Here is a 20879-nt window from a genome sequence, read left to right on the forward strand (position 1 = left end):
TCACCCACCCGCCGCCGACGATCGACGACTCGCGGTGGCGGTCGGCGGTCGCCCGGTCTGGACGTCCCGTCGGCCGGGCGCGCCCGCCCGCCTCCGCGGCCCGGCGGGCGCGCCCGGCTCATGTCCGGGCCCGCTCGGTGGAGATCCCCCCGGGCAGGCCGGTCACGACGACCTCGCCTTCCCGGTCGACGGCCGCGCTCACCTCCGCTCCGGCGACCCGCAGGCCGCGTACGGAGACCGCGCCCAGGGGGGCGCCGGCGAGCGGGCGCAGCAGCATCCGGCCCTCGGGCACGTCGGGGTAGAGGCCGAGTGCCGCGTGCACGACGGTCACCGCGGCGGCGGCGGACCACGCCTGCGGGCGGCAGGCGGCGGGGTAGGGCACCGGGCGCCCGAGCGCCGACCGGTCGTCGCCGCCGAACAGCTCCGGCAGCCGGTAGCCGAACGTCTCGCCGGCCGCGAGCAGCCCCTCGGCGAGGGTCGCCGCGTGCGTGGCGAATCCGGCGCGGGCCAGCCCGGCGACCACGATCGCCGTGTCGTGCGCCCAGATCGACCCGCAGTGGTAGGACAGCGGGCTGAAGCCGCCCGCGTCCGCCGACATCGTCCGCAGGCCGAAGCCGCCGGCCATCTCCGGGGAGACGAGGAGGTCGGCGATTCCGGCCTCCTCGGCTTCGGTGAGCAGGCCGGTGCCGAGCAGGTGCCCGATGTTGCTGGTCAGCGCGTCGACCGGGCGCTTGTCCCGGTCCAGGGCCAGGGCGGGGAACCTCCCTCTCGGCCCGTCCACCCAGAACCGGGCCCGGAAGCGCTCGGCCAGCGCCGCGGCGTGCTCGCGCCAGCGGGCCGCGCCGGGGCGGCCGAACGCCTCCAGCAGGTCGGCACCCTGCCAGGCCGCCTGGTGGGCGTAGCCCTGCACCTCGACCAGGGCGATCGGCGGCTGGGCCTGGCGGCCGTCGTGGAAGCGCAGCGCGTCGCCGGAGTCCTTCCAGCCCTGGTTGGCCAGGCCCCGGCCGCTGGTGTCGACGTACTCGATGAAACCGTCCCCGTCGGGGTCGGCGTGCCCGCCGAGCCAGCCGAGGGCGGCCTCCAGGTGGGGCAGCAGCGCGGCGATCTCCGCGGTGGGGGCGCCCCAGCGCCAGGCGTCGTGCAGCAGGCTGATCCACAGCGGGGTGGCGTCGATCGTGCCGTAGTAGGCGGCGGGCAGGTGCAGGCCGTTGCCCTCGACGGCGAACTCGTGCCGGCGCAGCTCGTGCATGATCTTCCCGGGGGCCTCGCCGGAGCCGGGATCGACCTTGGTTCCCTGCCTGCGGGCCAGTGTCCTGAGGGTGCCCATGGCCAGCTCCGTGCCGAGCGGCAGCAGCATGCGGGCGGCCCAGATGCTGTCGCGGCCGAAGAGGGTGAGGAACCAGGGCACTCCCGCGCCGAGGAAGGTGTCGCCGGGGGTGGCGGTCTCGGCCAGCCGCAGCGAGCGCAGGTCGTCCATGGACTGCTCGAAGAGCCTGCTCAGCCGGTGGTCGGTGGCGACGATCCGGGGTGCCCCCTCCCCCACCGCCCACTCGGCGGGGCGGTCGGGCGCGATCACCACGGCCTGGGGGTCGCGCACCTCGACCCTCCAGGACAGGGTGACCCGGCCGCGGGGCGCCAGTTCGACCGGCCAGCGCAGGAAACCCGTGCGCGCGTACTCGGCGAACTCGGCCCGCGCGCCCGTACCGGTCACCACGACCCGGACGCCGCCGGAGTTCCAGGAGATCTCACCGGACGCGGTGCACTCGGCCGCGGCCTCCGCGGTGTCGCCGCCGGACTTCACCACCTCGATGGGTGCGAAGTCGCAGCCCAGCTCCAGGCTCACGACGGTGGCGACGGGGACGCCGGCGCTGGAGACGATCTCGACACGCTCCTCCATGCCCCCCGGTACCACCTGCCGGAATCGCTCGATCCGTACAGTGGGATCGGGGGCGGGATCACCCAGCCATCGGGCCAGCGCGACGAACCTGGTGGCACCGGGCCCCTGCGGGGCGTGGCCGACGGTCTCGAGCTCCCGGCCGTCGACCGTCAGGATGGCCTGCGACAGGGCGCGGGAATCCGCATGGAACACGCCCTGGACACCGGCCGGGCGGATCTGCCCGTCGCCGCCGCTCAGCGCGACGGTCGGCGCCTGCACGGTGCTGACGAGGTCGTGCAGCAGGGGCTGGAGGCGGTAGGCCGCAGTGGAACCGGCCGCCGTGACCGCCTGAGGGGTGGGGGATGAGGCGTCGTCGAGCACGACTGACTCCCTGAGATCGTGTCGAGCCGGTGACGCCTTGACAGACGACGGCCGGGGGGTGCACATTGCGAAACACTCTCTTTACTTGAACGATCCAACCATTACGCTCCGTTTACTTGAACGATCCAATCATGCACTATGCCCCTTTGAGCGTTCAAACCCTCAGAAAGGTTCACATGGCCACGAAGGTGACGATCACTGACGTCGCGCGTCGCGCCGGGGTGTCGCGCCAGACGGTGTCGAACGTGCTCAACAGCCCGGAGCTGGTCCGCGAGGAGACCCGGGACCGGGTGCGGGAGGCCATCGAGGCGCTCGGCTACCGGGCCAGCCAGGCCGCGCGGCAGATGCGGACCGGCCGCTCGCGGCTGATCGCCACGCGTATCGAGCCGGACCGGGACGGGATCAACGGCTCGGTCCTGGACCGGTTCCTGCACGGGCTGACCGCGTCGGCGGCCAGGGCCGGATACCGGATCCTGCTCTACGCGGCAGGCGACGAGCGTTCGGAGATCGACACCTTCGACGACCTGGTCGGGAGCCACGAGCCGGACGCCTTCGTGCTCACCAGCACCTATCACGGCGACGGCCGCCCCGCGTGGCTGCGCGAGCGGCGGCTGCCGTTCGTCACGTTCGGGCGGCCCTGGGGAGAAGCGGGCGGGGAGGTGGCCGACGATCCGGGGCACCCCTGGGTCGACGTGGACGGCGCGGCGGGCACCGCGGCGGCCACCCGCCACCTGCTCGACGCGGGTCACCGGCGGATCGGGTTCCTCGGCTGGCCGCCCGGTTCCGGCGTGGGCGACGACCGCAGGTCCGGCTGGGCCAGGGCCCTCACCGGCGCCGGGATCGACCCGGACGGCCTGGACCAGGCCACGGACGACGGGGTGGCCGACGGTGAGAAGGCGGCCCGCGACCTGCTGCGCGCCGAGCAGCCGATCACCGCGCTGGTCTGCGCCAGCGACTCGCTCGCCCTCGGCGCGCTGCACGCCGTCCGCTCCCTCACGGCCTCGGGACAGCTGACCGCCTCGGGACGCCTGACAGCCGAGGGACGTCTCACGGTCGCGGGCCAGGCCGGCGGCGAGGAGGGCCTCCCGGTCCGCGTGATCGGTTTCGACGACACGCCGGTGGCGAAGGCGGTGGGGCTCAGCAGCGTCAGCCAGCCGCTGGCCGAGGCCGCGGCCGGCTGCGTCGGCCTGCTCACCCGGCTGTTCGACCCGCCCTCCCCCGGCGCCCCCGAGGCCGGTGGGCCTCGCACACACGTACTGCTCCAGCCGTCCCTGGTCCTCCGGCAGTCGTCATGACCCGGCAGTCGTCATGACCGCATGACCACCTGACCTCTCCTTCAGATCACCCCCCAGGAAGATTGGAAAAGCACGATGAAACAGCCGATCAAGCAGCACAGCCTCCGTACCGCGGCACTCGCCGCGCTCGCCGTGGGCACCCTGGCTACCTCGGCCGCCTGCGGCAGCGGTTTCGACGACTCCGCCGGGCAGAGCAGCGCCCCGCAGAGCAGCGGGCCCGCCAGCCTGCAGGTGCTCATCGGCTCCTCCGGCGACGCGGAGACGAACGCGCTGCGCGCCGCGGCCCAGACGTGGTCGGCGTCCTCGGGCAGCACCGCGACGATCACTCCCGCCCAGGACCTGACCCAGCAGCTCGGCCAGGCCTTCGCCGGGAGCAACCCGCCGGACGTGTTCTACGTCGACGCCGCGCGCTTCGCCGACTACGCGAGCGTCGGGGCGCTGGAGCCGTACGCGGACAAGATCTCCGACGCCGCCGACTTCTACCCCGGCCTGCGCGAGACGTTCACCTACAACGGCACCTTCTACTGCGTGCCCAAGGACTTCTCCACGCTGTCGCTGATCGTCAACGACGACCTGTGGAAGAAGGCCGGGCTCACCGACGCCGACGTGCCGACCACCTGGGAGCAGCTCACCGAGGTCTCCAGGAAGCTCAAGGACAAGCAGCCGGACGTCACCCCGCTGGTCATCGGCGACACGCGCGACCGGGTCGGCGCGTTCATGGTGGAGGCCGGCGGCTGGATCGTCAGCCCCGACGGCAAGAAGGCGACCGCCGACACCCCGGAGAACGTCGCGGGCCTGAGCTACGTGCAGGGCCTGCTGAAGGAGAAGCTCGCCCAGTTCCCCAAGCAGCTGGACGCGGGCTGGGGTGGCGAGGCCTTCGGCAAGGCCAAGGCCGTGATGACCATCGAGGGCAACTGGATCAAGGGCGCGATGAAGGCCGACTACCCGGACGTCAAGTACAGCGCCCACGAGCTGCCGGCCGGTCCCAAGGGCAAGGGCACCCTGTCCTTCACCACCTGCTGGGGCGTCGCCGCCAAGAGCAAGTTCAAGGAGCAGGCGATCGCCTTCGTCGAGGCGATGGCCAAGGCCGACCAGCAGATGGCCTTCGCCAAGGCGTTCGGCGTGATGCCCTCGCGCCAGTCGGCCAAGGACGCCTTCATCCAGGCCTTCCCCGAGGACGCGCCGTTCGTCGACAGCGCCGAGTACGCCCAGGGGCCGGTCAACGCCCCCAAGATGGACAGCGTGCTGGCCGACTTCGACACCGCGATCCAGCAGCTGCCCGCGGGTGACCCCAAGAAGATCCTGGCGAACCTGCAGAAGAACACACAGGCCGCGCTCGGCAACTGAGTCAGACCGGCGCGCGGCCCCGGCCCGGACGGGTCCGGGGCCGCGCGCCGGACGTGAGGGAGACTGACGTGGCCGAGACAACGACCGCACCACGGCGCCCCGCGCGCCGCCTTGGCGACAGGGCCAGGGAGAACATCGCGGGCTGGCTCTTCGTGGCGCCGGTGGTGGTGATCCTCACCGTTTTCTTTCTGGTGCCGATCCTGATGGCGCTGTGGGTGAGCCTCACCGACTGGAACGGGCAGGGCAGCCCGTTCCGCGCGCAGGTGCCGTTCGTCGGCGTGGACAACTACACCAAGCTGTTCACCCAGGACGACCTGAGCCGCCTGAACTTCATGACGAGCCTTCGCAACAACTTCTACTACGTGCTGATCGTGGTGCCCGCCCAGACGATCCTGGCACTCGGCCTGGCGCTGATCGTCAACCGCCGGATGCTCAAGGGCAAGATCTTCTTCCGCACCGCCTTCTTCTTCCCCTCGGTGACCAGCTCGGTGGCGATCAGCGTCCTGTTCCTGTTCATCTTCAGCAACTCCGGCGCGGTCAACAAGCTGCTCGCGATCGTCGGCGTCGGCGGGCCCCCGTGGTTCTCCGACGCGCGGGGCGTGCTGCACCTGCTGCTGGGCTCCGTCGGCCTGGTCGATCCCGAGGCGCCCCCCGAGGCGCTGACCGGCGGCGGCCCGTTCGGGCTCTCGTGGTGGGACTGGCTGTCGGGTCCCAGCGTGGCCATGTGCACGATCATCATCCTGGTCGTCTGGACCACCTCGGGCACGTTCATGCTGATGTTCCTCGCCGCGCTCCAGGACATCCCGGTCACCCTGGAGGAGGCGAGCATGCTCGACGGCGCCAACTCCCGCCAGCGCCTGCGCCACGTGACGCTGCCGATGCTCAAGCCGACCCTGTTCCTCGTCCTCACCCTCGGCCTCATCGCCACCTGGCAGGTCTTCGACCAGGTGTACGTGATGAGCCAGGGCAAACCCGCGAAGACCACCCTGACCCCGGCCTTCCTGTCGTACCAGACGGCCTTCAAGGAGCTGGACTACGGCACCGGCGCCGCCATCTCGTTCGTCCTGTTCGTGCTCATCGTGGTGCTGGCGGCGTTCCAGCGGTGGGTCATGCGCGACAGGGACGCCAAGGACGGCGGGACCGCGAAACGCCGCGCGCCGCGCCAGAGGAGGACATGATGCCCGCGGCCAAGACTCGCGTCGTCCCCGCCCGCCCCGAGGGGCGGGGCGGGATCGGCTCGCTGCTCTCCAGTTTCGGCGGGTACGCCGTCCTGGTCTTCTTCTCGCTGGTCTTCCTCTACCCGTTCGTCATCCAGGTCGCCAACTCGTTCAAGACCGAGCCCGACGCCGCGGCCAACCCGCTCTCGCCGATCCCCGACCCGGTGACGCTGGCCGGTTTCGAGCGCGTGTTCGTCGACACCGGCATGCCGCTGTGGCTGGGCAACTCGCTGCTGGTCACCGTCGTCATCACCGTCGGCCGGGTGTTCCTCGACTCCCTGGCCGGATACGCGCTCGCCCGGCTGCGCTTCCGGGGGCGCAAGGCGCTCTTCACCGCCATCGTCGCGATCATCGCGGTCCCGGGGGTGGTGCTGTTCATCCCGAAGTTCCTGGTGCTGAACCAGCTCGGCATCTACGACAGCTACACCGCGCTGATCCTGCCGATCATCGCGGACGCGGCCGGGGTGTTCATCATGAAGCAGTTCTTCGAGTCGATCCCGGTGAGCGTGGAGGAGGCGGCGCGGATCGACGGGGCGGGCCGTTTCCGCATCTTCTGGTCGGTGGTGCTGCCGATGGGACGCCCCGCCGTCATCACCCTGACGATCATCTCCTTCCAGAGCAGCTGGAACGAGTTCCCGCACACCCTGGTGGCCGTCCAGGATCCCAGCCTCTTCACCCTGCCGCGCGGCCTGGCCGACCTGGTCAGCGGCTCCCTCGGGACCGGCAGCCAGTATCCGCTCAAGCTCGGCGCCGCGGTGCTCGCCACCATCCCGGTCGCGATCATCTTCGTGATCTTCCAGCGCTACTTCATCCGCGGTGCCAACGAGGGCGCGGACAAGGGATAGCGGACCCGTATCGGGTATGTGTGGGTGATGCTCATCTTCGGTTTGCGTACGGTGGCCCATCGGCTCGGGGTGGTGACCCTGGTCTGCCGCAACTGCGGCAACGCGGCGGCGCAGGTGCTGTCGCGGCGGGTCACCAAGTTCAGCCTGTTCTTCATCCCGCTGTTCCCGGTACGGACGAGACACGAGATGCAGTGCACCTTCTGCGGGGCCTCGTACCCCGTCTCCAAGGACGAGGCGAACCGGCCGGCGGTCCGCTGACACCCCCACCCACCTGCGCATATAGCGGCCTATCAGATTAAAGAAGGGATTTGCCGGAAACAAACAAAGAAGTGTTAATTATTTACACTTGTCGTGTTTCTGCTTTACGGTGCCGAATCAGCCGGTGTCCGAATGGGACCCGGACCCCCGATTCCCCGAGGAGGCTCCGTGCAGAACGCCCGGCCGCGCCCGTACCGCCGGTCAGCCGCGATCCTGTCCGCCGTTCTCGCCGTCCTGCTCCTCGCGCCCGCCCAGGCGGCGAGTGCCCGGTCGGCGGGCCCCCTGGCGGACGCCTTCGCTCGCGCCGCCGCCGCGTACGACGTGCCGCGCGACCTGCTCGTGGCGCTCGCGTACGCGGAGACGCACCTCGACGGGCACGACGGCGAGCCGAGCGCGAGCGGCGGGTACGGGGTCATGCACCTGGTCAGCAACCCCGCCGTGCGCGCCCTGGAACGCGCGGCCGAGCTCACCGGCACGCCGTCGGCGACGCTGAGGAAGGACGACGCGGCCAACATCCTCGGCGGCGCCGCGGTGCTGCGCTCCCACGCCGACGCGCTCGGCCTCGACGCCGCCGCCAGGAAGGACGCCGGGCGGTGGTACCCGGCCGTGGCCAGGTACGGCAACGCCTCCGGCTCCGAGACGGCCAGGCTGTACGCCGACACCGTCTACGATCTCCTCGGCAGGGGCGTCCGGGCCACCGTCGCGGGCGGCGAGGTCGTCACCGTCGCGGCCGTGGAACTGCAGGCGGACCGCGGCGTCTACGAGGGCGTGCGGGAACTGGCCGCCAAGGCCCCGAGCCAGGACTACCCGGCCGCGAGCTGGGTGGCCGCCAACGCCGGCAACCGGGCCGTCGCGAGCAGGCCGGGAAGCTCCAAGATCGACCGGGTCGTCGTCCACGTCACCCAGGGGGCGTACGCGGGCACGATCTCCTGGTTCCAGAACCCCGCCGCGAAGGTCTCCGCGCACTACGTCGTCCGCTCCTCCGACGGCGACGTCACCCAGATGGTCCGCGACAAGGACGTCGCCTGGCACGCCGGGAACCGGTCCTACAACACCAGGTCGATCGGGATCGAGCACGAGGGGTTCGTCAACAACGCCTCCTGGTTCACCGACGCGATGTACCGCGCCTCGGCGGCCCTGACCCGCGCCCTCTGCGACAAGTACGGCATCCCCAAGGACCGCTCGCACATCATCGGGCACAACCAGGTCCCCGGCGCCACGCACACCGACCCCGGTTCCAACTGGGACTGGGCCAAGTACATGCGGTACGTCACGGGAAACACCGCCCCCTGGTCCGCGACCGTCGACAACTCCACCTCCGGCGCGTTCACCGCGAGCGCGAACTGGACCGCCTCCACCGCCACCGCCGGGCGCCACGGCCCCGACCACCGGCAGGCCAAACCGGTGACCTCGAGCGACGTCGCCTGGTACCGGTTCGCCGTCCCCGCCGCGGCCACCTACCAGGTCGAGGTCTGGTACCCGGCCGCCCCCGGCCACAACGGCTCCGCCCCGTACATCGTCGCCACCTCCGCCGGGAGCAGGACGGTCTACGTCGACCAGCGCGCCGGTGGCGGCGCCTGGCGAAGTATCGGGACGTTCGCCCTGAGGGCCGGGACGTACAACGCCGTCGGCGTCAGCCGGTGGACCTCCGGCACGGGACTCGTCGTCGCCGACGCCGTGCGCCTCACCCGGCTCTGAGCTCCCCGGACCGTACGCCCCACCCGGCTCCGAGCTCCCCGAACAGTCGCCGACGCCGTACGCGTCAACCGGCTCCGAGCCCCCCTGGCAGGCGGGCGGCCCGCCCCACCCCGCCGGAGGCGGGCCGCCCTGCCCTGGGGATCAGCCCTTGACAGCCCCCACGAGGCCGTTGACGAAGTAGCGCTGCAGGAGGAGGAAGAGCGCGATGACCGGGATGACGATGATCAGGGACGCGGCCATGACCTCGTTGTAGTGCGGCACGTTACCCGACAGCAGGGTCTCCAGGCCGAGCGGCAGGGTGTAGAGGGAGGGGTCGTTGAGGGACACCCGCGTCAGGACGTACTCGTTCCAGGTCGGCACCGCCGTCAGCACCGCGACCGTGATGAGGGTCGGGCGGGCCAGCGGCAGGTAGACCGACCAGAAGATCCGGAACTCCCGCGCCCCGTCCGCACGGGCGGCCTCGCGCAGCTCCCGGGGGATCGAGCCGAAGCCGTTGGTGAGCAGCAGCACCGTCAGCGGGGCGGTGCCGTTGACGAACGGCAGGACCAGCCCCAGGTGCGAGCCCAGGATGCCGAGGTCCTTCTCCAGGATCACCACGGGGAGCAGCACCGTGATGCCCGGGACGAACAGCAGCGAGACGAAGAACCAGAAAAGCACCTTCCTGCCGGGGAAGTCCAGCACCGCGAAGGCGTACGAGGCGAGGCTGTAGACCACCAGCACCCCGACGACGGTCATCGCGGTGACCTGGAGGCTGTTGAGGAAGTAGTCGAAGAAGTGCAGGCGGCTCCACGTGGACACCAGGGTGTCCAGGGTGGGGTTCTCCGGGATGAGGTTGCCGCTCCGCAGGATCTCCTCCCTGGTCTTGAAGGCGCCGGACAGCATCCACAGGAACGGGTACAGGCTGATGAGCGCGTACACCACCAGGGCGGTGCGGGCGATGGTCTTCACGATGCGCGACCCGATCATCGGATCCTCCTGAGCAAGCGCGCGTTGACCAGGGTGAGCAGCAGGGCGCCGGCGAAGAGCATCCAGCCCAGCGCGCTGGCCATCCCCAGGGTCTGGGCGAGTTCCTTCATGAACGAGAGCCGGTAGACCTGCAGGCCGAGCACGTCGGTGTGCCCGCCGGGCCCGCCGTTCGTCATGATCAGGAAGATCTGGAAGCCGTGCAGCGCGTCCCGCACGCCGAGCAGCACGATGGCCGCGGTGAGGGGGGTCAGCAGCGGCCAGACGATGCGGCGCAGCACCTGGCGCGGCGCGGCCCCGTCGATGTGCGCGGCCTCGATCACGTTGGGGTCGATGGCCTGCAGCCCGCTGAGGTAGAGCAGGGTGGCGACGGGAACGCTCGACCAGACCAGGACCAGGATCAGCGTGGGAAGCGCGGTGTCCGGATTGCCGAGAAAGCCCTGCGGCTGCGACAGGCTGCCCAGGCCGACGGACCGCAGGAGCACGTTGATCGCCCCGTCCGGCTCCAGCACGTAGCGCCAGGCGTAGTAGACCGCGATGCCGGTCGTGACGTAGGGCAGGAAGTACACCGAGCGGAGCACCCCGCGCAGCCGCCGGACGGAGTTCAGCGCGACCGCGAGCGGGAGCGAGATGGCCACCGTGAGCGCCGGGACGGCCACCATGACCTGGAAGGTGTTCCAGGCGGCCCGGCGCAGCTCGGGGGCGAGCACCGGGTCGACGTACAGCAGGTCGAGGTAGTTCTGGAAGCCGACCCAGATCCACTCGGGGGTGAGCCCGTTCCACTTGGCGAAGCTCAGCGCCAGGCCGGTGCCGATGGTGTAGACCCCCATCAGCAGGAACAACGCCACCGCAGGCAGGACGAAGGCCCACCCGGTCAGCCACCGCCCCCAGCGGCCCCGGCCGCGACCGGGGCCGCGGCGGGGCGACTCCACAGGGAGCCGCCCCGCGCGATCCTCAGTGGTGAGGGTGCTCACTGTGTGGACTTCCACATGGAGCCCATGACCTTGTCCATCTCCGACCCGGCCTGCTGCGGGGTGACCTCCTTTAGCGGCGTCAGCCTGACCATCAGGTTCCCGGGCTTGACCTGGTCGTAGTCGGAGGGGAAGAGGGTGGTGTCACCGGCGTCGTAGGTGGCCTCCGGGGCGCCGGTGAAGTACTTCTGCAGCGACGCGAGGTCGGGCCCGAGCAGAGTCTCCGCCTCCGTGCCCAGGTCGGTCGCCGGCAGGTCGAGCGAGGTCTTCGCGACGATGCCCGCGCCCTTGGGCGAGGTCACGAAGTCGAGCCACTTGACCGCCGCCTCCCGGTTCTTGCTGGTGGCGGTGACGCCGAGGGAAGTGAGCGCCAGGGGCGCCATCACGATCTCCTTGTTGAGTCCCTCGGTGGACGGCGGGATCGGGAAGGCGAGCACCTTGTCGGGGGTCATCCCGTTCTGCGCGAGGAACGCCAGGGTGAAGGTTCCTCCGACGTTGAAGGCGGACTTGCCCTGCGCGAAGGCGACGTCCGCCTCGTCGATGCCGAGCGATGTCGTACCGGGCATCCAGTACGGGGTGAGCTTGCTGTACAGGTCCAGCGTCTTGACCCCGTCGGGCGAGCCGAAGCCCTGCGCGGTGCCCTTGGCGAACAGCGCCCGGAACCTCTCCTTGCCCAGGTAGGAGTAGGCGAGTGGCTGGTAGGCCCAGTTGTAGCCGGTCTGGCTGACCTTCAGGCCCAGGGAGAGGCCGCCCTGCTTCGGGTCCTTGTCCGTGGTCGTCTTGAGCGCGGCGAGGAAGTCCTCCCACGTCTTCGGCGGCGTGTCGGGGTCGAGTCCGGCGGCCTTCAGCTTCTCCTTGTTGGCGTAGACGATGCCGAACGCGCCGGCCGTGAACGGCACGCTGAACAGAGTGCCCGCCTTGACCTGCTTGTACGGCGAGTCGTTGGCCGCGAGGTCGATCCGCTGCTGGGTCATCAGCCCGGCATCGCGGGTGGTCGGCAGCAGCCGCTGCTTCCAGGCGTCGGAGACGTCGGCGGCCAGATCGACCAGCAGCCCCGAGGAGCCCATCTCAAGGTCCTCGCCGCCCGCGTGCATCTCCAGCACGTCCGGCAGGTCGCCGGTCTGCGCGGCGCTCTGCACCTTGCTGACGAACACGTCGTCGGGGGTGACCGCCTCGATGGTGACGGAGATGCCCGTCTCGCTCTTGAACTGCTCGGCCGCCTTGGTCAGGGCGTCGGCGTGAGTCCGCTTGAACGTCCACATCTTCAGCGTCTGGCCGGCCGCCTGCCCGCCCTGATCACCGGTCTGGCCACCGCTCTGCCCGCCGCCCGCGCAGGCGGCCGCGGTGAGTCCCACCGCGAGCGCCAGTGCGGTGGTGAGGACCCGCTTGCCTGCTCTCATGTCGATTCCTTCCCCACTGCTGCGATGCGTGCGGCACGGTCCGCACAGGACGGTCCGGTGCTCAGGTGTCTGGCGGGCTCCGGCACCCGGCGGGCGCGGTCAGGTGATCGGTACGGGCCGGTTGGCATCGGCATCGTCACTTCCTCGGGGGGTCGCGGAGGATGAGTCCGGGCTCTCGCCCGTGCCCCGGCGGGAATCCGGATCACGAGGCGATGTCCACGCAAATCGTTAAGATTTAAGATTGGTTCCGAAACTTACACGCAACACAGCGCGTGTCAAGGGTCACACCGGAGCGAAGGAGGGACGGCCGGGCACCCGGCCATGCGCCCGGCTGGTCGCGGCGGAACACGGTGCGGCCGGGGCGGCCCCGGCGAGGACGACGCCGCCGCTCCCGGCCGGGGCCTCGCGGGCACGCCAGCGCACCCCGGCCGCACGCGCGACGAAGCGTTCGGCAGCACGTACGACGGCGTGTTCAGGCCGACCGGCGGCGAACCAGCCGGGCCGGGATGACCGTCTCGGCGGAGGACTCCGCCGTCCCGCCCCGCAGCCGTTCCAGCAGGCGGCGGGCACAGGCCTGGCCGATCTCCCTGGCCGGGTTGGCCATGGTGGTCAGTCCCGGCGAGACGAGGCTCGCCGCCTCGATGTCGTCGAACCCCATGACGGCCAGGTCCGCGGGCACGCGCAGCCCCCGTTCCCCGGCCCTGTCGAGCGCGCCGATGGCCATGATGTCGTTGGCGCACAACACGGCGTCCGGGGGGTCCGGCAGGTCGAGCAGCCGGGCGGTGCCCGAGGAGCCGCCCGCCCGGCTGAAGTGCGTGTGCGCCACGAGCCGGGGATCGGCGTCCGCGCCGGCGGCCAGCAGCGCGGAACGGTAGCCCGCGACGCGCTCGGCCGCGGGCCCCTCCGCGTGCGGGCCACAGACGAAGCCGATCCTGCGGTAGCCGCGTTCCAGCAGGTAGCGGGTGGCCTCGGCGGCCCCGCCCTCGTCGTCGCTGTGCACGACGTCGACACCGGCCTGGACCAGGCGGCCCCCGAGCCGCACGACGGGGATGCCCGCCCCGATGACGGGCAGCAGGTCCTCGGCGTGCGTGTGGAAGACCGCGAAGGCGAGGCCGTCCACCTGCCGGGCGATCATCTGCTCGATGGCGGCGCGCTCCATCTCCCGGTCGCCGTCGGTGTTGCTGATGATCTCGTCGTAGCCCGCCGGTCCCAGCACGTCCTGAAGCCCGCGTGCCAGCGCCGGGTAGAAGGGGTTGGTGATGTCCGGGATGATCAGCCCGATCGTCTGGCTCCTGCTCGTGCGCAGTCCCCGGGCGAGGACGTTGGGCCGGTATCCCAGCTGGTCGATCGCCGCCAGCACCCGCCGCCGCGTCTCCTCGGCCACCGGCCGGCGCCCGTTCAGCGCGTGCGACACCGTCGTCGCGCTCACCCCCGCGAGCTGCGCGACCCTGGTGATGCTGGGACGGTCGCCGCGGATCGGCGCGGGGACGCCCCGTCCTCCGGCGCCGGCCTCCCCGCCTCCCGCCGGAGCCCGCCCGTCCGCCCCTCGCGCGGGCCTGTCCGCCCCTCGATCGGGCCCGCCCGCCTCGTTCGCCGGGAGCCGCGCCGCCTCCCCCGGCGGGACCCTCCGCGATCCGCCACGCGCGAGGTCCGGCGGGGCGTGGTCGGACGGGTCTCGGTCCGGCGAGCCGTGGTCGGGCCGGTCATGGTCCGGCCGGTCGCGGTCCGGCGAGTCGCGGTCCGGCCGGTCACGGGAAAGCAGGTCGAGTGCCGCGCCCAGCTCGCGGCGCCCGAGGGTCGCCGCGTCCTCGAAGGCGGCGCCGGCGGCGATCCTGAGCAGGGTGGACTCCCAGACCTCGCGGACGGCCGCCAGGATGAGCGCGGCCACCACCCCGGCCCCGAGCCCTCTTCCCGCACCGGGTTCCTCCGCGCCGGCACCGGACTCGATCGCCTCGCGCAGCGCGCGTTCCTGTTCCGCGAACATCTCCCTGGAGTACGAGCGCAGCGCGGGACTGTCGCGGTAGACCCGCGCGTGGACGGCGACCGCCCCGGCGTCGGCCACGCCCTCCCCGGCGTCCGTCGCGGGCCGGGACATGACGCGGCGGATCGCGTCGACGGGCCGCTCCCCCGTCACGCGCTCCCGCAGGGCCCGCTCGGGAGCGGGCCACCCGAGCGGGTCGGTCTCGAAGAAGATCTGCTCCTTGACCGGGAAGTGGTTGAAGACGGTCTTGGCCGAGACGTCGGCCACCGCCGCGATCTCGGCCACCGTCACGCTCTCGAAGCCGCGCTCGGCGAACAGGCGGCGGGCCGTGCCCGCGATGGCACGCCGCATCTCCCCTTTCCTCCGCTCACGCCGCGTGGGGGGTCGCTCCTCGGAGGGTGCCGGGACCATGGGCAGATCTTACATCGACACACTCCTTACACCCACTATAAGTTTCTCAGGGCGGCTCGATGCCGCCGTCGGGCCGGCGCACCCGGGCCGACCAGCGCTCGTGGAGGTGCTCCAGCGGCGGATACTTGGCCGCCAGCGTCTCGTCCAGGTCGACCCCCCAGCCGGGCGCGTCGTTCGGGTAGAGGTATCCGTTGACGGGGCCGATCGTGCCGGGGAAGACCTCGTGGACGGCCTCCGGATAGATGTGCCCCTCCTGGATCTGGAAGGCGGGGGTGGTCACGTCGAGCGCCACGTTGGCGGCGGCGCCCACCGGCGAGACGTCCGCGGGCGAGTGCCAGGCGGTGCCCACGCCGGTCAGCTCGCAGAGCGCGACCAGCTTGCGGGCGGGGGTGAGCCCGCCCACCGACGAGACGTGCAGCCGCAGCAGGTCGACGCCGCCCTCGCGGACGATCCTGGCCGCGTCGGCGACGGAGCTGAGCTGTTCGCCCGCCGCGATGGGCATCGGGGCGGCCTCGCGGACCTCGGGCAGGCGGTCGTAGAACTCCGGCGCTATCGGATCCTCCAGGAAGAAGAGCCGGTACGGTTCGAGCGCCCGCGCGAGGGCGATCGCCTGCTTGGGAGTGAGCCGCGAGTGCACGTCGTGCATCAGGCCCGGCTCCTCCCCCAGCTCCCGGCGGGCCCGCTCGAACAGCTTCGGGGTGTCGCGCAGGTAGCGCTGCACGTCCCACCCGTCGGGGTACGGGGAGCCGGGATAGCCGCCCGGCGAGCCCGGCGAGCCGTAGTGGCCGAGCCCAGGCGCCCCCGCCTGAAGCCGCACGTGGCGGTATCCGGACGCCAGGATCGCCTGGGCCTCCTCGATCGTCTCCTCCACGGTGGCCGCGCCCGCGTGCAGGTAGGTGTCGGCCGCGGCGCGCACCCGCCCGCCGAGGAGTTCGTACACGGGCATGCCCGCGCGCTTGCCCGCGATGTCCCAGAGCGCCTGGTCCACCCCCGACAGAGCGCTGTTCAGGACCGGGCCGCCCCTCCAGTAGGAGGAGAAGTGCACCATCCTGGTGATGTCCTCGATGTCGGCGGGGTGGCGGCCGATCAGGAGGGGGCCGACGTGGTGTTCCACTGCGGCGGCCACGGCGTGGAACCGCTGGGTGAAGGTCGCGCAGCCCAGGCCGTACAGGCCGGGATCGCTGGTGTCGACGCGGACCACCACGAGGGGCACGCCCTCGGGGGCGGTGACGATCGGCCGCACCCCCGTGACGCGGAGCGCGTCCCTGGCGGGCCAGGGGGCCTGGGTCTCGGGCATGGGAAGGGATGTCATACGGCCTCCGGTACGGGAAGAGGGGTCACGCGGTCTCCGCCGCGTCCGGCATGGGAAAGGGATACCGGACGGTGAGGCCGAGCAGGCGGCGGGCCTCTCCCAGGTCGATCGGGACGGCCCTGCCCGGCAGCTGCGCCCGCCGCTCGACTCCGGGGTGGAAGCGGTCGAGCAGCTCCTCGGTGGGCTGCGGGGCCAGTGTCTCCTCGGCCGTCACGAAGATCGCGCGGTAGCCCTCGATCGGCCGGGTGAGCGCCTGCCAGGTGGCGAGGGCGGCGTCCCTGCCGTCGAGGTAGGTCCACAGCTCGGCGGCGCCGGAGCCGGGGTCCTCCGCGTACTCCTCCGCGCGCTTGTCGAGCTTGTCCCCCGGCCCTCCGAGCAGGGGGAAGCGCAGCGCGACGACCGTCATGCCGTAGCGGCGCGCCATCATCGCCCCGGTCGCCTCGTCCGCCTGCTTCGACAGCCCGTACGGGTCCTCGACCTGCAGGGGAAGCGCCTCGTCGATCGGCAGGTAGGCCGGGTGCAGCAGGCGCGAGGCCCAGGGGAAGCCGAGCACGGAGTAACTGCTCGCGATGGCGGCCCGGCGCACCCCCGCCTGGCCCGCCTCCTCCAGGACCACGAAGGTCGCCCGGGTGTTGCCGCAGAAGACCTCCTCCGGCGTGCCGAGAACCGGGGCCGGGATCGCGGCGAAGTGCGCGACGGCGTCCACGCCGTCGAGCGCGTCGCGCACCGTCGCCGGGTCTCCCACGTCCCCGACGATCACCCGGCCCGCCACCGGCCCGCCCGGGTCCCGGAGGTCGAGGGCGGTGACGGCCACGCCCCGGTGCGCGAGCAGGTCGAGCATCAGACGCCCCAGCCTGCCCGCGGCCCCGGTCACCAGGACCCGCCGGGGAACGTCACTCATGCGTCACCACCTGCGGCGGAAGGGACGCGTCCGTATCGCAAATCGATTTGTACACATCGGTTCAGCTTGCTACCCCGCCATTGCCGTGTCAATAGCGGCACACCCCGGGCGCGTCCGGGACACGCCCGGGGTCGCGCGTCCGCTTCCGGCGTTCGCCGATCACGGCGCCGCCGGGTCAGGTGAGCCGATCGCCGGGCTGTGGCGGCCCGGCCAGGGCGGATCCGCGGCGGAGCACCCCCGAGAGGGGAAGGGACCACACCACGGGCGCCACCCCGGCACCGTGACCGGGTCAGCGGGTCGGCGTGGCGCGCCGGGAGCGTGCCAGAGCGATCCCGCCGAGGACCATGGCGATCAGCCCCACCACCAGGGCCACGAAGCCCCCGACTATTCCGTAACCGGTGCCGGGCCCACCGTCGGCGGCGGCCACGACCAGCCCGCCGACGACCGCGCCGGACAGCCCCGCCACCAGGGCCACGACGGCCCCCCTTCTCCCGGAGCCGGTGCCGATCCGACCGGCGGAGCGGGCCAGGGCCAGCCCGCCGACGACCACACCGGCCACCCCCAGCAGCGCGGCCACCAGGGACCACAGACGCCCGGCGGTCAAGGTGTACGCACCGGCGGGGTCCAGCTGGACCGAGGCGTGCGCGGCCGCCGGTACGGCAAGCTGAAAACCTCCGATCAGGGCGGCTCCGGCCACGGCAAGCACACGTCGGACTGACATGAGGCACTCCTTCTCCTACGACTGGCCGCTACGACTGGACACCGTCCGATCATGTCCGCCGGCCCCGACACCGGTCGTCCCGCGGACGGACTCACTTCGTGCTGCCGCAAACGGCGCACCCGGTTGCCGCACGCGCCGCAGGCGCCGCGAAGGTACCGCGTACGTGGTAGGCGACCGCTCATCCGCGAGCCGGATTCGCCCTCGGCGGCATCCGGGTAGGTTGCGCGCATGAGCACAGGACGGTTCGGCGTTCGGGCCGGTGTCGGGGATTGGGTGATCGCCGCAGGCGTGGCGGCGGCGCTGCTGGTCACCGGGCTGTCCGGGCAGCGCTCCGCCACGGGCCTCGACGTACTCGGCTACGCGCTGCTGGCGGCCGGCGGCCTGGTGCTGGCCGCGCGCCGCCGGGCTCCGGTTCCCGTCCTGGCCGTCACCGGGCTGTGCGCGGTGGGTTACCAGGCGGCCGGTTTCGACGTGCCCGCCGTCGCGTACCTGTTCGCGGTGTACGCGGCCGTACGGGCGGGACACCGCGCCGTCACGGTGGCGGCGAGTGTGGCCATGCTGGCCGCCCTCCCCCTCGCGGCCCTGGCCTCGGGCCTGCACGACACGGGCGAGGCGTTCGCGCAGGCCCGGGGCGCCCTCGAACTGGCCTGGCTGATCGCGGCCGGTGCCGCGGGTGAGGCGCTGCGGCAGGCCGAGCGGCGGGCGGACGAGGCCGAGCGCACCCGGGAGGAGACCGCGCGGCGCCGCGCCGACGAGGAGCGGCTGCACATCGCGCGGGAGCTGCACGATTCGCTCACCCACCAGATCTCGATCATCAAGGTGCAGGCCGAGGTCGCCGTCCACGTGGCCCGCAGGCGTGGCGAACAGGTGCCGGAGGCCCTGCTCGCGATCCAGGAGGCCGGACGTGAGGCGACCCGGGAGCTGCGCGCGACCCTGGAGGCGCTGCGCGACGACGACACGACCCCGCCGCGTGGCCTCGACCACGTCGCGGAACTGGTGGAACGGGCTCGGACGACCGGGCTGGACGCGACGCTGACGATCGAGGGACGACGACACGACGTGCCGGCCGCGGTGGACCGGACCGTCTACCGGATCGTCCAGGAGTCGCTCACCAACATCGCCCGTCACGCGGACGCCGCCACGGCGTCGGTCCGGATCGACTGCCGTCCGGACGCCCTCGCGATCCGCGTCGACGACGACGGCAAGGCCACACCCGGCACCGCCACGGTGCCCGGCGTCGGACTGCTCGGGATGCGCGAACGGGTCACCGCCCTCGGCGGCCGGCTCCGGGCGGAGCCGCGCGGCGAGGGCGGCTTCACCGTCCAGGCCGAACTCCCCGTGGAGCGGACCCCGTGATCCGTGTCCTGCTGGTCGACGACCAGCCGCTCATACGCAGCGGATTCCGCGCGCTCCTCGACCTCGAGGACGACATCGAGGTGGTGGCCGAGGCCGGCGACGGGATGGAGGCCCTCGCCCTGGCCAGGGAACACCTGCCCGACATCGCCCTCGTCGACATCCAGATGCCGGTCGTCGACGGCGTCGAGGCGACCCGGCGCATCGCCGCGGACCCGGCCCTGGCCGGGGTGCACGTCGTCATCCTGACCAACTACGGCTTCGACGAGTACGTCTTCAACGCGCTGCGCGCCGGCGCGGCCGGATTCCTCGTCAAGGACATCGTGCCGGAGGACTTCCTGCACGCCGTACGCGTCGCCGCGCGCGGCGACGCCCTGCTCGCACCGTCGATCACCCGCAAGCTGATCAACCGGTACGTCGCCCAGCCCCTCCATATGGGAACGGGCACCGAGCTGGAAGGGCTGACCAACCGCGAACGCGAGGCCGTCGCCCTGGTCGCGCGGGGCCTGTCCAACGACGAGATCGCCGACCGCATGGTGATCAGCTCACTGACCGCGAAAACCCACGTCAACCGGGCGATGACCAAGCTCCACGCCCGGGACCGCGCACAGCTCGTGGTCCTCGCGTACGAATCCGGCCTGGTGGTCCCGCGCGACCGCTGACCTCGACGGCCCGGATACCTGCTCGTTTCGGCGGTGCGCGAAGCGCCGTGGACGGCGCTGGGCACCGGCCGCCGTCGGCCCCGGACCGGCGAGATCACCGCCGCGTACGGACGCCCACGGCGGACGTCGCGAAAGATCGAGGTCAGCTCGCGGCGCGTTCCGTGAGCGGGCGCCGCCGCTGCGCGGTGTCGGTCAGCGCGGGCGGGCGCCAGGCTCCGTCGGGGCGGTACAGGTTGGTCCCGGGCGGCACGATCTCGTCGATCCGGTCCAGGGTCGCGTCGTCGAGGGTGAGCGAGGCGCCCTTCAACAGCCCCTCCAGCTGGTCCATGGTCCTCGGCCCGGTGATCACCGAGGTGACGCCGGGATGCGCCGCGGCGAAGGCCACGGCGAGTTCGGGGAGCGAGCAGCCGATGTCCGTCGCGAGTTCGACGAGCTTCTCGACGACGTCGAGCTTGGCGGCGTTCTCGGGAATCGAGGGATCGAAACGCGCCGGCGTGAGCGAGGCGCGGCCGGTGGAGAGATCGATGGGCTGCCCCTTCCTGTATCTGCCGGTGAGGAACCCCGAGGCGAGCGGGCTCCAGGTCAGCACCCCCATCCCGTACCGCCGGCAGACCGGGAGCACCGCGGCCTCGATCCCCCGGGCGATCAGCGAGTAGGGCGGCTGCTCGGTCCTGAAGCGCTGGAGTCCGCGGCGCTCGGCGACGTTGTGCGCCTCGACGATCTCCTCGGCGGGGAAGGTCGAGCAGCCGAAGGCGCGGATCTTCCCCTGGCGCACGAGGTCGCTCAGCACGGAGAGCGTCTCCTCGATGTCGGTCGAGTGGTCGGGGCGGTGGATCTGGTAGAGGTCGATCCAGTCGGTCCCCAGGCGCCTGAGGCTCTCCTCGACCTCCTTGAGGATCCAGCGCCGCGAGTTGCCGCTCCGGTTGGGGCCCTCCCCCATCCTGAAGTGCACCTTGGTGGCGAGCACGACGTCGTCACGGCGCCCCTTGAGCGCCTTTCCCACGATCTCCTCCGACTCACCGGCGGAGTACATGTCCGCGGTGTCGACGAAGTTGACGCCTCGGTCGAGAGCGGCGTGGATGACGCGGACGCAGTCGTCGTGGTCGGGGTTGCCGACGGCGCCGAACATCATGGCTCCGAGGCAGTGGACGCTCACCTCGATACCGGTGCCGCCGAGGACGCGGTAACGCATAGGCCGTGCTCCCTTGATGGTCGTTCCGGACGTGATGTCGCGACGCCCCGCATCGTAGGATCTAGAGTCGACTCTAGGTCAAATCCGTATCCTGG

17 protein-coding genes are annotated in these 20879 nt (G+C 71.9%); 8 read left to right on the top strand and 9 right to left on the bottom strand.

From position 1 onward, the window contains the following. Nucleotides 1–118: 118 nt before the first annotated feature. Entirely contained in the window at nt 119–2257 is a 2139-nt protein-coding gene (locus OG587_RS34865; RefSeq protein WP_329082926.1) for an amylo-alpha-1,6-glucosidase, read from the bottom strand. 176 nt (nt 2258–2433) lie between these two features. On the opposite strand from OG587_RS34865, the gene OG587_RS34870 reads away from it, so the two are divergent. From OG587_RS34870 to OG587_RS34895, 6 genes are all read left to right on the top strand, one after another. Then, the gene (locus OG587_RS34870; protein ID WP_329082928.1) at nt 2434–3552 is read left to right on the top strand and encodes a LacI family DNA-binding transcriptional regulator; all 1119 of its coding nucleotides are present in this window, start codon (nt 2434–2436) and stop codon (nt 3550–3552) included. Nucleotides 3553–3627: 75 nt separating this feature from the next. Further along, on the top strand, nt 3628–4899 hold the full coding sequence (locus tag OG587_RS34875) for a sugar ABC transporter substrate-binding protein (RefSeq protein WP_329082930.1): 1272 nt from the start codon (nt 3628–3630) through the stop codon (nt 4897–4899). A 68-nt stretch (nt 4900–4967) separates the two neighbouring features. After that, on the top strand, nt 4968–6077 hold the full coding sequence (locus OG587_RS34880; RefSeq protein ID WP_329082932.1) for a carbohydrate ABC transporter permease: 1110 nt from the start codon (nt 4968–4970) through the stop codon (nt 6075–6077). Beyond that, nucleotides 6074–6961 carry a carbohydrate ABC transporter permease gene (locus OG587_RS34885; RefSeq protein WP_329082934.1) on the top strand — a complete coding sequence of 296 codons (888 nt, stop codon included), beginning with the start codon at nt 6074–6076 and terminating at the stop codon, nt 6959–6961. The genes OG587_RS34880 and OG587_RS34885 overlap by 4 nt, the downstream gene beginning before the upstream one ends. Nucleotides 6962–6988: 27 nt before the next feature. After that, a complete protein-coding gene (locus OG587_RS34890) occupies nt 6989–7219 on the top strand; it encodes a zinc-ribbon domain-containing protein (RefSeq protein ID WP_329082936.1) in 231 nt (76 codons plus the stop codon). Nucleotides 7220–7387: 168 nt separating this feature from the next. Further along, nucleotides 7388–8917: a golvesin C-terminal-like domain-containing protein gene (locus OG587_RS34895; RefSeq protein ID WP_329082939.1), complete on the top strand. Its 1530-nt coding sequence runs from the start codon at nt 7388–7390 to the stop codon at nt 8915–8917. Nucleotides 8918–9058: 141 nt separating this feature from the next. Here the strand turns inward: OG587_RS34895 and OG587_RS34900 are convergent, their stop codons facing one another. From OG587_RS34900 to OG587_RS34930, 7 genes are all read right to left on the bottom strand, one after another. Continuing rightward, on the bottom strand, nt 9059–9883 hold the full coding sequence (locus OG587_RS34900; protein WP_329082941.1) for a carbohydrate ABC transporter permease: 825 nt from the start codon (nt 9881–9883) through the stop codon (nt 9059–9061). Further along, nucleotides 9880–10854 (bottom strand): carbohydrate ABC transporter permease, encoded by a 975-nt coding sequence (locus OG587_RS34905; protein ID WP_329082942.1) that lies wholly within the window; start codon nt 10852–10854, stop codon nt 9880–9882. The genes OG587_RS34900 and OG587_RS34905 overlap by 4 nt, the downstream gene beginning before the upstream one ends. After that, nucleotides 10851–12251: an ABC transporter substrate-binding protein gene (locus OG587_RS34910; RefSeq protein ID WP_329082944.1), complete on the bottom strand. Its 1401-nt coding sequence runs from the start codon at nt 12249–12251 to the stop codon at nt 10851–10853. The genes OG587_RS34905 and OG587_RS34910 overlap by 4 nt, the downstream gene beginning before the upstream one ends. 472 nt (nt 12252–12723) lie before the next feature. After that, nucleotides 12724–14583, bottom strand: coding sequence for a substrate-binding domain-containing protein (locus OG587_RS34915; RefSeq protein WP_329082946.1), 1860 nt, complete (start codon nt 14581–14583; stop codon nt 12724–12726). Between the two features lie 106 nt (nt 14584–14689). After that, nucleotides 14690–15955, bottom strand: a complete 1266-nt coding sequence (locus OG587_RS34920; RefSeq protein WP_329082948.1) for an enolase C-terminal domain-like protein — start codon at nt 15953–15955, stop codon at nt 14690–14692. Nucleotides 15956–15980: 25 nt separating this feature from the next. Continuing rightward, nucleotides 15981–16856: an NAD-dependent epimerase/dehydratase family protein gene (locus OG587_RS34925; RefSeq protein WP_329082950.1), complete on the bottom strand. Its 876-nt coding sequence runs from the start codon at nt 16854–16856 to the stop codon at nt 15981–15983. A 289-nt stretch (nt 16857–17145) separates the two neighbouring features. Beyond that, nucleotides 17146–17577 (bottom strand): DUF6223 family protein, encoded by a 432-nt coding sequence (locus OG587_RS34930; protein ID WP_329082952.1) that lies wholly within the window; start codon nt 17575–17577, stop codon nt 17146–17148. A gap of 228 nt (nt 17578–17805) precedes the next feature. Here OG587_RS34930 and OG587_RS34935 point away from each other — a divergent pair, with 228 nt between their 5' ends. After that, nucleotides 17806–18933 (top strand): sensor histidine kinase, encoded by a 1128-nt coding sequence (locus OG587_RS34935; RefSeq protein WP_329082954.1) that lies wholly within the window; start codon nt 17806–17808, stop codon nt 18931–18933. Next, nucleotides 18930–19592, top strand: a complete 663-nt coding sequence (locus OG587_RS34940; RefSeq protein WP_329082956.1) for a response regulator transcription factor — start codon at nt 18930–18932, stop codon at nt 19590–19592. Before OG587_RS34935 ends, OG587_RS34940 begins: the two co-directional genes overlap by 4 nt. Nucleotides 19593–19734: 142 nt before the next feature. On the opposite strand, the gene OG587_RS34945 is transcribed toward OG587_RS34940, so the two are convergent. After that, nucleotides 19735–20784, bottom strand: a complete 1050-nt coding sequence (locus tag OG587_RS34945; protein WP_329082958.1) for an aldo/keto reductase — start codon at nt 20782–20784, stop codon at nt 19735–19737. Nucleotides 20785–20879 lie beyond the last annotated feature (95 nt).

The organism is Streptosporangium sp. NBC_01469, from assembly GCF_036227305.1.
GTDB lineage: Bacteria > Actinomycetota > Actinomycetes > Streptosporangiales > Streptosporangiaceae > Streptosporangium.